Origin of the sequence: Haloarcula mannanilytica, assembly GCF_005406125.1 — an archaeon.
Lineage (GTDB): Archaea > Halobacteriota > Halobacteria > Halobacteriales > Haloarculaceae > Haloarcula > Haloarcula mannanilytica.
The window spans coordinates 69580-83353 of sequence record NZ_BIXZ01000004.1 but is presented as its reverse complement, the minus strand read 5'-3'; the positions used below and the strand labels follow the sequence as shown (position 1 = coordinate 83353).

At 63.4% G+C, this 13774-nt stretch carries 13 protein-coding genes; 5 read left to right on the top strand and 8 right to left on the bottom strand.

Going from position 1 to position 13774, the window contains the following annotated elements; translation table 11 throughout:
- Nucleotides 1-22: 22 nt before the first annotated feature.
- Both Harman_RS12520 and Harman_RS12515 read left to right on the top strand, forming a co-directional pair.
- The gene (locus Harman_RS12520; RefSeq protein WP_235007205.1) at nt 23-292 is read left to right on the top strand and encodes a hypothetical protein; all 270 of its coding nucleotides are present in this window, start codon (nt 23-25) and stop codon (nt 290-292) included.
- 145 nt (nt 293-437) lie between these two features.
- The gene (locus tag Harman_RS12515; RefSeq protein WP_137684133.1) at nt 438-1772 is read left to right on the top strand and encodes a glycoside hydrolase family 68 protein; all 1335 of its coding nucleotides are present in this window, start codon (nt 438-440) and stop codon (nt 1770-1772) included.
- A gap of 57 nt (nt 1773-1829) precedes the next feature.
- On the opposite strand, the gene Harman_RS12510 is transcribed toward Harman_RS12515, so the two are convergent.
- From Harman_RS12510 to Harman_RS12500, 3 genes are all read right to left on the bottom strand, one after another.
- Nucleotides 1830-3941, bottom strand: a complete 2112-nt coding sequence (locus Harman_RS12510; RefSeq protein ID WP_137684132.1) for a GH32 C-terminal domain-containing protein — start codon at nt 3939-3941, stop codon at nt 1830-1832.
- A 954-nt stretch (nt 3942-4895) separates the two neighbouring features.
- Complete coding sequence (locus Harman_RS21975; RefSeq protein WP_268812801.1) at nt 4896-5030, bottom strand: hypothetical protein; 135 nt, start codon at nt 5028-5030, stop codon at nt 4896-4898.
- A gap of 194 nt (nt 5031-5224) precedes the next feature.
- Nucleotides 5225-6721: a hypothetical protein gene (locus tag Harman_RS12500; RefSeq protein ID WP_137684130.1), complete on the bottom strand. Its 1497-nt coding sequence runs from the start codon at nt 6719-6721 to the stop codon at nt 5225-5227.
- A gap of 210 nt (nt 6722-6931) precedes the next feature.
- Between Harman_RS12500 and Harman_RS12495 the strand changes: the two genes are divergently transcribed.
- Complete coding sequence (locus Harman_RS12495) at nt 6932-7117, top strand: hypothetical protein (protein WP_137684129.1); 186 nt, start codon at nt 6932-6934, stop codon at nt 7115-7117.
- On the opposite strand, the gene Harman_RS12490 is transcribed toward Harman_RS12495, so the two are convergent.
- Both Harman_RS12490 and Harman_RS12485 read right to left on the bottom strand, forming a co-directional pair.
- A complete protein-coding gene (locus Harman_RS12490; protein ID WP_137684128.1) occupies nt 7114-8208 on the bottom strand; it encodes a rod shape-determining protein in 1095 nt (364 codons plus the stop codon). The genes Harman_RS12495 and Harman_RS12490 overlap by 4 nt on opposite strands.
- Before the next feature lie 139 nt (nt 8209-8347).
- Nucleotides 8348-8833 carry a FlaD/FlaE family flagellar protein gene (locus tag Harman_RS12485; protein ID WP_137684127.1) on the bottom strand — a complete coding sequence of 162 codons (486 nt, stop codon included), beginning with the start codon at nt 8831-8833 and terminating at the stop codon, nt 8348-8350.
- A gap of 173 nt (nt 8834-9006) precedes the next feature.
- Here Harman_RS12485 and Harman_RS12480 point away from each other — a divergent pair, with 173 nt between their 5' ends.
- Nucleotides 9007-9909, top strand: a complete 903-nt coding sequence (locus Harman_RS12480; protein WP_137684126.1) for a ParA family protein — start codon at nt 9007-9009, stop codon at nt 9907-9909.
- Nucleotides 9906-10883 carry a chemotaxis protein CheW gene (locus Harman_RS12475; RefSeq protein WP_137684125.1) on the top strand — a complete coding sequence of 326 codons (978 nt, stop codon included), beginning with the start codon at nt 9906-9908 and terminating at the stop codon, nt 10881-10883. Before Harman_RS12480 ends, Harman_RS12475 begins: the two co-directional genes overlap by 4 nt.
- Before the next feature lie 28 nt (nt 10884-10911).
- Here Harman_RS12475 and Harman_RS12470 read toward each other — a convergent pair whose 3' ends face one another.
- The 3 genes from Harman_RS12470 to Harman_RS12460 all read right to left on the bottom strand — a co-directional run bounded on the left by Harman_RS12470 (nt 10912) and on the right by Harman_RS12460 (nt 13739).
- On the bottom strand, nt 10912-12057 hold the full coding sequence (locus tag Harman_RS12470) for an NAD(P)/FAD-dependent oxidoreductase (RefSeq protein ID WP_137684124.1): 1146 nt from the start codon (nt 12055-12057) through the stop codon (nt 10912-10914).
- 66 nt (nt 12058-12123) lie between these two features.
- Entirely contained in the window at nt 12124-13098 is a 975-nt protein-coding gene (gene mvaD / locus Harman_RS12465; protein ID WP_137684123.1) for a phosphomevalonate decarboxylase MvaD, read from the bottom strand.
- 104 nt (nt 13099-13202) lie between these two features.
- Nucleotides 13203-13739, bottom strand: coding sequence for a cob(I)yrinic acid a,c-diamide adenosyltransferase (locus Harman_RS12460; RefSeq protein WP_137684122.1), 537 nt, complete (start codon nt 13737-13739; stop codon nt 13203-13205).
- Nucleotides 13740-13774: the final 35 nt, after the last annotated feature.

Genomic DNA, 13774 nt, shown 5'->3' with positions numbered 1-13774 from the left:
GACTCACCAGTGTCCACGCCGAATGAAGGGGTATGAACGTGCGAGCAACGGGGAGGCCACGGCCGTGAACAGCCAGGACGCAGTCGTGTTGGCGCTGACGGTCGTCGCAGCGATCATCCTCCCGGGTCTCGCAAACTGGGGGTTCAGTACCCTCGGCTATCCCTGGATCGGGAGTGCCGCCTGGGCGCTGGGGTACGGCCTCGGTGTCGTCTTCATCTGGTATGAGTGGATCCGGCCGCTCGATATCACCGGTCCGGAGGGCGTCGGCCGGAGCGAGGATTCCGGCGAGTAGCGGTACTGGCTGGTCGTTTTGACGACGCTCCTTCGGTCGCCGTTGTCATCGCCGCCGCGAAAACGAACCCATAGGAAATTTTTCATACAACAGCAGTAGTACCCACCTGCCAAGGTTTATACCCGTGGTCGACCCAACGTGGGACATGGCAAAGGAGTCGCTCGGCGAGGGTCATTCCGGAACAGGGGCCCGCGCCGGCTGGACACACAAGCAGGCGGAACGGATCGAGCGGACCGACGACACCGTCGCCCCCATCGTCTACCCGCCCGCGACCGAACAGATTCCGGAGGTCCACATCTGGGACACCTGGTTTCTCCGCAACCGCGATGGCACATTGGCTGAAGTCGATGGCTACCGGGTCTGTTTCTCGCTGACCGCCCCGTCGGACCTGCTGCCCGGCAAGCGACACGACGTGGCGACGATTCGCTGTTTCTACTCCGACGACGGCCGCACCTGGCACAACGCCGGTCCGGTGTTCGAGGACGCGCTGGGCCAGCGCCAGTGGGCCGGATCCGCGCTGTACGATGACGACGGCAGCGTCTACCTGTTCTACACCGCAGCGGGCGAAGACGGAGCCGACGACCTGACCTACACGCAGCGCATCGTCGGCGCGGAGGGGGGCAGCATCGATACAACAGACGGGTTCGAGCTATCGGGGCCGTGGACCCACCACGAACTGCTGACGCCTGATGGCGAGCGCTACGAGCGCGAAGACCAGTCCCGCGGGATGATATACACCTTCCGTGACCCGTGGTTCTTCGAGGACCCCGAGACGGGCGAGACGTGGCTCCTCTTCGAGGCGAACACGCCGGTTCCGGAAGGGAGCGATGTCTGCGGTGGCGACGACGCGCTACAGGAGTTCAACGGCAGCGTCGGCATCGCTCGCTCGCCGACGGGCGACCCACTGGAGTGGGAACTCGAAGACCCGCTGCTAGACGCCGTGGGCGTCAATCAGGAACTTGAACGGCCACACATCGTGTACCGCGACGGCCTGTACTACCTGTTCATCTCCAGCCACCTCCACACGTTCGCGCCGGGACTGGAGGGATTCGACGCACTGTACGGCTTCGTCGCCGAGGACCTCCGGGGCGAGTACGTCCCGCTGAACGAGTCCGGACTCGTCGCCACGAACCCCGAAAACGCGCCGTTCCAGTCGTACTCGTGGATGGCCTTCCCCCACGGCGAGGAGGTGCTGGTCCAGAGCTTCTTCAACTACTACGACTTCGACGGCGAGACGCTGGACGAGATCGCCCATCTGCCCGAGTCCGAGCAAATGCGCCGGTTCGGCGGCTCGCTCGGTCCGACGCTCCGGCTCGATGTCGAGGGGAGCCGAACGCACATCATCGGGACGCTCGGGCACTGGCACATCCCGCTGGCGGGCGAAACGCTCCCGCCGACGGACCGCGAACTGATTCGGCGCGGGAAACAGGACGCCGGGTCGGGAAGCTACCACACGCAGACCGAATCTGAGTCGCAGTAACGAACACTGAAACCATCTTTTCGCAGGACTACAGCCGACGAAAGGTCACCAAGACCCTTACCAGACGCCATCCAGTTCCCAGACATCCAGTGACGCGATAGTGGCACGGCCGCCGTCGGCCGACAGCGAGATGCCGGTCGCGTCCTCACGGGTCGGATACACGCGGCTGGTCAAGCAGTGGCGTTCGTTGGCGAACACCTCGACGACGCTCCCGTCGACGAAGACACGCAGCGACAGCGGCGCGTCGTAGGGTTGGACCCGCATCGACTGGACATCACCAGTCGCCTGTGGGTCGGTGCTCGATTCCGACCGGTCGACGGCGATTTCGCTCTCGTAGGAGTACCGAATCGGGGTCCGCTCCTCGCCGTCCGGCGATTCGAGGACGGACAGCTCGACGGCTTCGGCGTCTTCCAGACGGACGGTCGCGCGGAACTCGAACGACCGGCTCTCGACCGGCAACTGCTCGGTGTCGCCGGGGCCGAGACGCACCACATCGTAGCTGGTGTTGTCGCCCCGTAGCTCGGTGAGTTCGGAGGCCGGCCGCTGGCAGAGGCCGCCGTCGTCGGCCAGGGACAGCTCCCGGGGCAGCGACATCGCGCCCGACCAGCCGGCGTCCCACTGCCCGCTCACGTCGCGGGCCTCGGGGAGCCATCCCCAGGTCAGGATGCGGCCGTCGTCGGTCCACATCGACTGCGGGGCGTAGAAGTCGCCGTGGTCGAGCTTGTCGCGGCGGTCGACATCGAACTCGCCGTCGTCGTAGGTTCCGAGGAAGTACACCACGTCCTCGTAGTTCGAGACGTGCAGGAGCTGTCTGTCGCCGAAATCCAGCAGTTCCGGGCACTCCCAGACCGTGCCGGCAGTGTCGCGGTCGCCCGCGAGAATGGGGCCTTGATACTCCCAGTCCCGGAGGTCAGACGACTCATACAGCAGCGCCGCCCCGCCGCCGCCCTCCATGCCGGCCCCGATGAGCTGGTACCAGGTCCCGTCCTCGCGCCAGACGCAGTGGTCCCGGAACTCCCCCTCCCAGTCCTCGGTCCGGAGCACCTCCGGTTCAGTCGGCAACTCCTCGATGATGGGGTTGTCAGGGTCCTTGTTCCAGGCCGTGAGGTCGTCGTCCGCGGCGGTGGCGATACACGGGAGCTGGCGCTTGTCCCGACCGCCCGTGTACAGCACGGTCGGAACCCCGTCGTTGTCGACCGCACAGCCGGACCAGCAGCCGTCCCGATCCGGGCCGTCGGGCGAGGGCGTGAGCGCGACCGGCCGGTCTTCCCAGTGGACGAGGTCGTCGCTGACGGCGTGGCCCCAGTGGATCGTGTTGTGGAACGGCCCGGCCGGGTTGTACTGGTAAAACAGGTGATAACGGCCGTTCCAGTGGATGAGCCCGTTCGGGTCGTTGAGCCAGTTCGCCGGTGGCGTCACATGATAGGACGGTCGCTGCGGGTCCTCGGTGAGTCGCTCGCGCAACCGTTCGAACGTGTCCACGCCCTTCGGGCGGCCCGTCAGCGGGTGTCGCTCGTCCGTCGCCAGAAACGCCAGCCCGTTCTCGATAAGCGTCTCGCGGTTGCCCTGACACACGTCGTGGGTCGGCTGGGCGAACGCCACCGAGGAACCGATGCCCAGCACTTGCCCGTCCCCGGGTTCCCAGGAGACAATCGCCATCTGCTTGACGACATCTGTGTCGCCCCGGACGGTACTCGCGAGCACGTCCCCGGACTGGGGCGCGATGGACTCGTATCTCGCGTAGGGAATCGTCACGCCAGAGCCACGGGTGTGAACGCGCAGCGTGTCGTAGTCCGCGTGAATCGGATGATCGTCGTACAGCGCCTGCCAGAGGTGCCCGGTCGGTTCGGGAATTTCTTCCCAGCCGACGGCGTCGGGCGCGACTTCCTCGAACCCCAGCGGCTCGACGGCGGCCATCGCGCTCAGTGTCAACAGGAGCGACCCACCGTCCCGGACGTACGCGGCCAGTTCCGGCGCGCTATCCAGCGCTTGCTCGTCGAACTGCTCGTCCCGATGCCACCAGAGGACATCGTACTCGGTCGGGTCGATAGATGAGAGTGCGCATCGCTCGGCATCGTCAGCTATCTCCTGACACCAGTCGTAGGCCGCCGCCTGCTCGTCCGTACAGGAGTCGGCATAGAGACAGCCGATGCGTAGCGAATTTGCCATTGCTCCGGAATCATCTCCTGAAATATAAAAACATTCGCCAATCGTTTCTGCACGAATATGAACGGTCTTGGTAGGGTGTCATAGACCAGTTCACTAAGTTATTTATTTCGATATTATTTTTAATGAATTATATGATCAGTAGACCTGCGGATTTGTCAAACCCGCTCGCTCGCGCTCAGCCCCATATCGATTCTGGACGCAATATGAGGAGAACAATGAAGACACCGAGGATACCGAGACCAAGTATTCGCAGTACTCCTGCCGAACGGTGTCGGTTCGGCGGCAGAGATTCGGCTAACCCAGAGAACGCAAACGCAATACCCAAAAAGAGCAGGTTGTGAGGGCCGTTAAGTACAATACCGAAATATACCCATCCAAGGATGCAAATGAACGAGATGAGTGAGAATAAGAGGCCCTTCCGTCGGCCATCTGGCTCACGAAACAACAGCCGTTGAACTGCCTCCATACGTCCTAACAGAAGTTTGGTCCAGTAAAAGATTCGTCTCTACTGACTGGAAGAGGCTTGTCTAAGAAGTCGTTACTCTGTCATTGAATCACTACCTGAACACTCGGGAAATTAATATAAACTTTCAAACAGTAGCTCACGTTATGGACTTACCCGGACGCCGATCTCATCTTGGATTGTTGCTTGGTTCTATACTTCTCATTTTGGTGGCTCTAATTGAGGGTCACACACTCATTGCAGCAGGATGGGGAACCGTTGCAGTACTCTACTTCGGTGCGTGGTGGGGTAGAACTCACTCTCAGCCAGGGGACGACTCACTGAGATAGGTTACAAACAAACCCCGCTACGATTGACAAGAGGCCTCATCTTGCCCTATAAGCAATTCTTCTCGTGTTTATCGAACTTAAGACGTGCGCCAAGCCACGGTAGTCAGTCGGCGGGCCAGTGGCTACACGCGAGAGTAGCGACGAAAAAACGGTGTGAACTGCTCAGTGGACGCGGGCGTTTCGGGCCTCGGCCTTCCAGTCGATGACGGTTTCGTGGCAACTGGGGCAGACGAACTCTGTGAGCTTTGTCGTCTGGTCGTTGTAAGACATCCGTGTGCCGCAGTTGGTGCAGTTCATTATAATTGTGCATACTTCATTAAAGAATATAAATCTTCTCCCGTCCATAGTCGATGTCGGCGGGAGACGGGCTGAAGCGGCTGATTATGGTATATTTTCACATACCGCTGTACAGAATTCTCGTTTCATGGCGGAACGGCCACTACGACACGGTAGATTCAGGAACCGAATCAGCAATAGACAGTGGTCGAAGATTACTGGCCGCCGTGGCCCGTCGGGTCAATTTTTGTATCGGGTCCGTCGACACCGCTCTCGATGTCCGAAAGCTCAGTCGCATCAGCCGGTGACGGCGAGCGGTCATCGGCCGTCGCTAGGCCGAGGTCCGGCGTCGGCTCGGTATCACCGAAGCGGTCGTCGACATCGACGGGTTCGCCGTCGGCTCTTGCTTTTGCCCGCGAGAGCCGCTGTTCGACGGCATCGAGCTCCGCCGCCAGGTGGTCGGTGGCATCCGGATAGCAGTCTCTGGCTGCGGCCAGCGCGGTTTCGAACGCCGCCCGTGCCGCCTCATACTCTTCTATCGCGGCGTCGGGTTGGCTGGCATCAGCGTACCAGTCCCCGGCTTCCATCGCATCCGTTGCGACCGTCCGCCGCGCAGCGACGAGGTTTTCCGCGACGGTCCCCAGTCGGTCTCGGACCCTCTCGGGGTCACCGGCGAACCGGCGCTCGTCCGCACCCCAGTCGAGTTCGAGGACCTCGCGGTAGGCTTCCAGCGCCTCGATCCAGTGGTCGGCGGCGACAGCCGGGTCCTCCGCCGCGACGGCCTCGTTGTCGGCTGAGACCGCGACGCGCAGCGGCGACCGTTCGAGATCTTCCACCACGGTATCGAGTCGGTCTCGCTCGTCACGGATGTCGTCGCGTTCGGGGATGGCCGCTGTCGGGAGGGATAGTATCTCCTCGTATTCCGCTCGTGCCTCGTCGTAGGCGTCGTAGGCCGCTTCGAACTCGTTTCGTCGCCAGCGCTGCTCGCCGGTGTCGACCGCCTGCCGCGCGCGGCTCCGGCGGACCTCCGTGAGTGTCGCGATGTGGCGCTCTCGTACCGTCGCGACACGGCCTGCGAGTGCGTTCGTCTCACCGGACGGACCAAACTCGGCGGCCGTCTTGCTAGCCGCATCAAGCCGCTCACCGGCTTCCAGCACCGTCTCCAGTGCCGCGTCGTGGTCCCCCCGGTCGCGCTGCTCGGTCGCTGTGACGAGCATCCGCTTGACCTCGTCCAAGATGTTCTCGACGCGGACCCACGCCTGCGAGGCGTGTGAGAGATACGCCGTCAGGTCCACGAGCCCCTCCTTGCCGCAGTGGACTCGCCACTCCGTGTCGCCGCACCGCCGGAACGTGATGCGGCCGTGTCCCAGCGACCGGTCACCGGCTATCTGGTCGATTTCGACGTGCGGGATCGCGAACCGCGTGTCGCCGTCGTCGCTGCCCACCAACAAGAGGAGTCGCTTGTCCGTCACGACGCCGATCATGCGGTAGTCGCTCCCCGGTCGGACCGTCTCGCCTGACGCTTCCGGCCCGATTTCGATGCCGTGCTTACTGCTCGTGAGTGCAAACCGCGGCGTTTCGTCGCCGTCGACGGCCGCCAGCGCCGGCTCGTCGCGGAGATAGCCTGTCGAGAGGAACCCGCCCGAGCCGGTGCTCGTGAGCACGTCGGGCGGAGCGGTATCTGAATTATCTAAATTGATAATTTTTCCCATTATCGGAACAAAACACTCCTTAGGACTTGAGATTCACTTATCTATTCTGATACTGGAAGTATAAATTAATATCTCCCGGGAGCAGATCATACCGCTACCGCTCGCAGGTGGCTGCGTCCGCCGATCTGCCGTCGCTTCACAGGTTCGTCCGTCGACCGGCAGACGGTTGTCTGACTTGGATTTAGGTATCATGCTGCCGTAGCCGGCCACATGCCACGTATCCGTCTTGGCGGCCAGCCAGCCCGGGACCTACAGGGTGGGGGAGTTTCGGCCGACAGGGTCCGCCTCGGAATCGATACTGACGTGTTCGAACTGCTATCGAACGACACCGAGCACAAGATGGCCCAGTCCGAACCCGTAATCGAGCGGTGGCTGGACTGCTGGCGGAACCCCTAGTTGGTATCTACGAGACGGGCCGCGATTCGCTGTGCGCCGATAGTCGGAGCGATATCCGGTTCGTCGGCGGCGATAACGTCGATGTCACGGTTCAGCTCCGCGCTGAGTCGCTCCTCGAACTCCTCGACGATGCCGGGGATACAGGCCATGCCGCCGGTGATGGCGATGGGCCGGTCCAGCGCCAGCTGGTACACCTTCATGTAGTCGTTTGCCAGCTCCGGCAGGAACGTGTTCGCCAGCTCGTCGACGGCGTCGTCGAGGTACTCGTCGAGCGCGTCCATCACCGAGCGCTCGATAGTGAACTCGTGTGAGCCGCCGCCGGGCTGCTGGATGATGTCCGTGAACGGCTCGAAATCGACGAAGTCGGCGTGCTCTTCCTTGTATTCGCGGGCGGTCTGGTTGTCGATGTTGACACGGCCCTGGGTCTCCTCCTCGACGTAGTTGGCGATCATCCGGTCGACTTCGTTGCCGGTCACTGCGCCCGTCGTGAACGGAGACAACTGCTCGCCCCGTCGGTACGCGGAGGCTTCGAGGTTCGTCGACCCCATGTTGACGGCGACGAAGATCTCGTCGATGGCTTCGAGATCATCGCCAAAGGCCGGAATGGAGCCACACAGCGACTCCGGATAGCTCTCGACGAGATCCAGCCCGATCGAGGAGTTCTCGATGACGTTCTGCAGGTTCTCCAGCCCAGTCGGATTGTCGATGGTCGGGATGGCATACACCACGCCGCTGTTTGCCGGGATGTCGTTTTCCTCGATGATCGCCTCGAAGAACGTCTTGGTCATCTCGGCCCGGTCGGCGTCTTCAGGCAGTCCCGACCGAAGCATGTACTCGACGCGGTCCGGGTACTCGCGAGCCGCTTCCTCGCCGTAGAGGACCTTCTCCTCGCCGGTCAGGGCGTCCTCGTAGGTCGCCATGCACGTCAGCGTCTTGATGATTCGATTCTCCGTCCCGTGTTCGCCTGGCAGGGCAATGACGGTCCGGGTGCTTCCGAGCTTGACCCCGACCGGAACAGCCGCAGCGCCGCTTGACGACACACCGGCGTCCGATTCGGACCCGGCTCCGTCGTCCGCGTCGTCGTCACTCATGTACGGTCGTCTTTGTCGACCGGCCGGTATATATTCTCTCCCTAGTATTCAGGACTGATAGCCGCCCCCTCGGGGAGCCGGCGTCGACACCCGTCGCTATCAGGGATTTGAAACGGAGAATTGTTGCTGAAAATGAAGGTTACGTCATCGCGGTGAGCTTCGCGACGTAGACGAGACTCAACATGTGGTCGTCGACGCTCAGTTCGTTGTCGTCGTTGGTCGCGGACTCGTCGATACCGAGCAAGTAATCCGAGAGGTCGTCCTGTACGTCCTCGGTGATCCAGTCGATAGAGCGGTAGTAATCGAGCGCCTCGTCGGCCCCCTGATAGCCGGAGTGCATCAGCAGGAACTCGAGCCACTCGAAGATGACGAACTCCGCGGCGTACGTCTCGGGGAGGGTCCCGAGATAGGGCTTCTCCTCGGCCTCACCGCCGAGGAACGGGAGCAGTTCGCGGTACAGGCCGGAGCGAAAGGAACTCCCCGCAAGCACTTCCTCGTCGGCGTCGTCAAGCCCCATATCGAGGTTCGCCGGGTCCGGAACGTCCTCGTCGCTCACCCCGTTCCCCCGCTGGCGAGCCATCTTCCGTAACTCGTCTAAGTCGTAGTCGCGCGGGTTGATAGTCATGATACTACCCCTTCAATCTACACGATGATAAATCTTGCACACCGTCAGACTCCCGTCATGCACGCGCTCACGGGCATTTCCGAATCATTGTCTTCCCGCTCCCGAGTTGCGACGTTGATAATCGGGACCACATTTTTATAGTGGCTCGGGGTCGACCTGTGGACACTTCGACGATGAACCGGCAATCAGGAACCGGTCCAGCGCGCTTCTGCGTGACCAACGCGAAGGGCGGGACCGGAAAGACGACAGTTGCTATCAACGTAGCCGGTGCACTGAACGACCGCGGCCGGGATGTCCTCTTTATCGACCTCGACCCACAGGGCAACGCCACGGAGGGCGTCGGGCTGGTCGATGAGTACGACGCTGACCCGCCAACGCTGTTCGACGCACTGACCGGCGACCCGTCGGCGCTGGGCGACCTCATCTGTGAGGGCGAGGAGATGGATGTGATCCCCTCCAGCATCGACATGCTCCAGGCCGAACACGAACTGACTATCGCGGACCTCATCGCCCGGGTCAACACCCAGGGCGGAGATATCAACCAGGCCGCGCTGGCCTCGTTCGCGATCAACGTCACGCCGGAGATGGTCACGGGATCGCACGCGCTCGATACGCTCGACCGGGCGCTGTCGACGCTTGAGACCGACTACGACTACGTCATCATCGACTGCCCGCCCTTTTACGGGAAGCTGACCGACACCGGCATGTACGCCGCACAGAACGTCCTCATTCCCGCACTGACTGAAGCCACCTCCGAGCGAGCCATCGAACTGCTGATGGACCAGATGGCTGCGATGGAGCGCCAGACGGACGCGTCGATCAACACGCTCGGCGTCGTCGCCAACCGCGTCGAGACCACGTCCGAGGACGAGACGATGCTCGAATGGTTCAACATGGCGTTCCCGGACAGCCCCGTCTGGGAGGTCCGCAAGCGGGTCGCGCTCCAGCGCGCGTTCAGCGCCGGCCAGTCTATCTTCGCGACCGAGGAATCGTGTGACATGGCGGCTGTCTTCGAGGACATCGCCACGGAACTCGACGAGCAGTTCGGCTTTACCGACACAGAGGTACCAGCATGAGTGACGACGAACGTATGGACAGGGCGGAACGCATCCGACAGATGCGCGAGGGGAACAAGGCCGAAAGTACCGACGACGCCGAGGAGACAGACGAAACCTCCGCGGACGGCTCCGGTGAACAGCCTGACGACGAGAGCGGAGCCGAGGGTGGAGCGACAGAAACGACCGCGACGGAGGCGACCGACAGCGACGAGACGGACGACGCCACGGCTGCAACCGACGGGCAGGCTGCTGAAGGCAACGACAGCGGTTCTGATTCCGCCGATGCAGCTGGTCAGGGCGACGCTGACGCTCTCGCCGCCGCACAGCGGGCGGCCGAGGCCTCCGCACAGGTAGCGACCGGCGACACCGACGCCGGCGCTGTCGACCAGCCGACCGACGATCTGTCGGCGACGGCCAACCCGATGCAGGGACCGACCGGTGTCGAACTGCCCGACCAGGAGCTCATCGAGGAGGCGATGGAGTCGAGCAACGCCGCCACCACCGAGGGCGGCGCTCGCGCCGCGGCTATCGACGACGAGTCCACCCAGACAGAGGAACTGGTTCGGGTGCTCGAATTCGCGCTCGGCGACGAGTACTACTGTCTCGACATCGACTACGTCGAGGAGATCGTCAAGCGCGAGACGGTCACCCGCGTCCCGAACACCGACGACTACGTCGAGGGTGTCGTCGACCTCCGGGGCCAGATTACGACGATTCTCAACCCCAAGGCGATGATGGACATCGACAGCGAGGGCACGCAGAACCTCATCGTCGTCTTCGACGCGGACGTGTTCGAGGAACAGGGCGCGATGGGCTGGATCGTCGACGAGGTCCGGCAGGTCGTCCCCGTCGCCGAGTCCGAGGTGAACACCGCCCCGGTCGACGGCGAGTACATCAACGGCGTCGTCGACCGCGACGACGAAGACGAGTTCGTCATCTGGATCGAACCAGACGACGTACTCGCCAACGCGACCGAAGACGACGAGGACTGACGCGCTGTTTTCCTGTTTTCCCGTCCTTCTACTCCCCTTCTGGCTCCTCCTCATCGAGGTCCAGTTCATCCCTGACGAGGTCGACCGCATTCTCGACGGCACCCACCGTGCCCAGATAGCCCGCGCCGACGGTCGTCTTCAGCGCCAGCGCGGCCCGCCCGGTGAGGATAGAAGGGCCGACCTTCGCCACAGCGTCGTCGCCGACCGAGACGAGCCACCCCGGTACGTCGAACTGGTACTGGGTGAGTCGGGGCTGGAACTCGCCGGAGTTGCCCCGTCTGTGGTCGACCAGCGTTGCGATGTTGTCGGCGGCGACGCGGGCCTCGCGGATGGCCGCCGATGCGCTTGCGGGCACGGCCTCGCCGTCGCTGTCGACCACTTTGGCCGCGTCGCCGACGGCAAAGGTCGACTCGCCTAGTCGGAGGTCCGCCCGGACGACAGGTCGGTCGGCATCGAGCGCCAGCGACCCCTCGATACCGCCGGTCCAGACGAACTGGTCCATCGCCAACTCCGAGCCGTCATCGAGGGTGAGCGAGTCAGCGTCGGCTTCGGCCACGCCGGTCCCGGTCTGGACAGTGACACCGACACCGACCAGCGCGTCGTGGACCGCCGACTGGAACGATGCCGGGAACGACGGCGCAACGGCGTCCTCCTGTTCGAGCAGCAGGACCTCGATGTCGCTGTCCTCGCGCATTTCGGCCAGTTCGCCGGCCACCTGGATACCCGACAGGCCGGCACCGCCGACGACAACGCGGTCGCCGTCATCCAAGTTGAGGAACCCCTCGCGTATCTCGCGGGCGTCCGCAAGGCGCTTCAGCGGCGTCGCGTGCTCGCGCACGCCCGGAAGACCGTAGAAGGCCGTTCGTGCGCCGAGACACACCGCACCCACGTCGTAGGACAGCGTCTCCGAACCGTCAAGCGTCGCCGTCCCCGCGTCGGGGTCTACGTCCGTGACCGTCGCCTGTCGGATCTCACAGTCGAGGACAGCGTCGAGGTCGACAGTTATCTCCTCGGCCAGCGACGGCCGCCGGACGACCCGATGGAGTTCGTGCTGGACGAGGTGTTCAGCCTGCTCGTCGACGACGACCAGCGAGACGCTGTCGGGAAGTGTCTGTTCAAGCTTTCTGGCGAGCGTGAGCCCGGCGTATCCGGCTCCGAGAACGGCGACGCGCATTGTGTCCGCCGGTTAGGACGGCATCCGGTTAACCCTGTGCTCGGCTTCGGACCGGTCGCTAGCCGCTCAGAACAGCGCCTCGTCCGAATCGAGTATCTGTGCGGGACCGCCGACCTCCCAGACACGGGTGTCGACGCCGCAGTCAGCGACCGTCTCCTCGACGCGGTCGACGTACGCTTCGGTCGTGTTGATGTAGACGCTCGCGCCAGTGTCGACGGAGAAGTACACCGGCACGTCCTCGCTGTTGCGGAGCTCTCGGACGGCGTTGAAAATCTCGATGGTGCGTGGCTGCCAGTACACCCAGCCGGCGGGGCCGGTCATCGTCGCGGCGGCCAGCGACAGGGAGTCCTTCTCGGCGAGGTCGAAGACGGCGTCGAAATCAGCCTCGTACAGTGCGTCGCGCATGTCCGAAATCTGGCCGTGGATGTGGGCCATCCGGGATTCGAACATGTGACTTTCGGCGGCCTCCTTGTGGGCCTCCTCGGTTTCCTTGTAGGAAGGGACCATGCCGGCGACGATGCGGAGGTCGTCTTCGAGGTCCGTCTCGATGCGCTCGCTGCGGCAGTCTTTGTCGTTCATGCCGGTCCGGAGGTGGGAGAACGCGCCCGTCACCGCGCGGGCGGCCGAGGAGGAGCCACGGCGCGCAACAGTCGAAATTTCGGGTCGAGTCATGTCCAGCCCGGCCGCCTCAACGAGGGCCATCGCCGCGGCGGCAAAGCCCGACGAGGAGGAGCCAAAGCCGATGTTCGTCGGGAAGTTGTTCGCCGACTCGAAGCGCACACCGTGGTCGATGCCCGCGAGATTGCGGACATGCTCGACGACAGCGTCGATGCGTTCGGCCCCGCGGCCGGTGACTTCCTCGCCGTCGATGACGTACACGTCCTCATCGCGGTCCGGGTCGAAGGCGGCCGTCGTCTTCGAGTGGCTCGGCGCGGTACAGACAGAGATGCTGTCGTGGTACGGCAGTCGCAGTTCCTCGTCGCGCATCCCGTGGTACTTGACCAGCCCCTGAATCGGATGTGCCTTCGCGGTCGCTTTCATACCTCACCCTTCCGGGCCGGTCACTTTGCTATTGCGAACCGGCGTCGCCGGCACGGCATCGAGTCTCAGACGGCTACCTGCCAACGAAAAAACGTCCTGCAGCGTCAGTAGTCGGGGTTCTCCTCGCGGACGCCCTCGCGCTTGTTGACGAGGCGGGCAAGCGTAAACAGGGCGTCAGAGAGCCGGTTCAGGTAGATGATGGCCGTTTCGTTGACGCCGGCTTCCTCTGCGGCGAAGGAGACACAGCGACGCTCTGCGCGCCGACAGACCGCGCGTGCGTGGTGAAGCTTCGCCCCCGGTTCCGACCCGGAGGGGAGGATGAACGACTCAAGCGGGTCCAGTTCCGCGTCGGCCTCGTCGATGAGGTCCTCAAGTGTCTCGACGTGGGACTCCTGTATCCGCGGGTCGTCCTCGTCCGGGCTGGGGTTGGCGAAGTCCGCCTGAACGATGTGGAGGTGGTTCTGAATCACGCGGAGCTTCTCGTCGATGTCGTCGTGGCCGGTCGGCCTGACGACGCCGACCAGCGCGTTCACCTCGTCGACGGTGCCATAGGCCTCGATGCGGCGGCTGTCTTTCGACACCCGCTCCATGTTTCGGAGGTCCGTCTGGCCCTGGTCGCCACGGCCGGTATAAATGGTCATACGAAATGCTGGCACTGCCAGCGCCTTATAAGCGT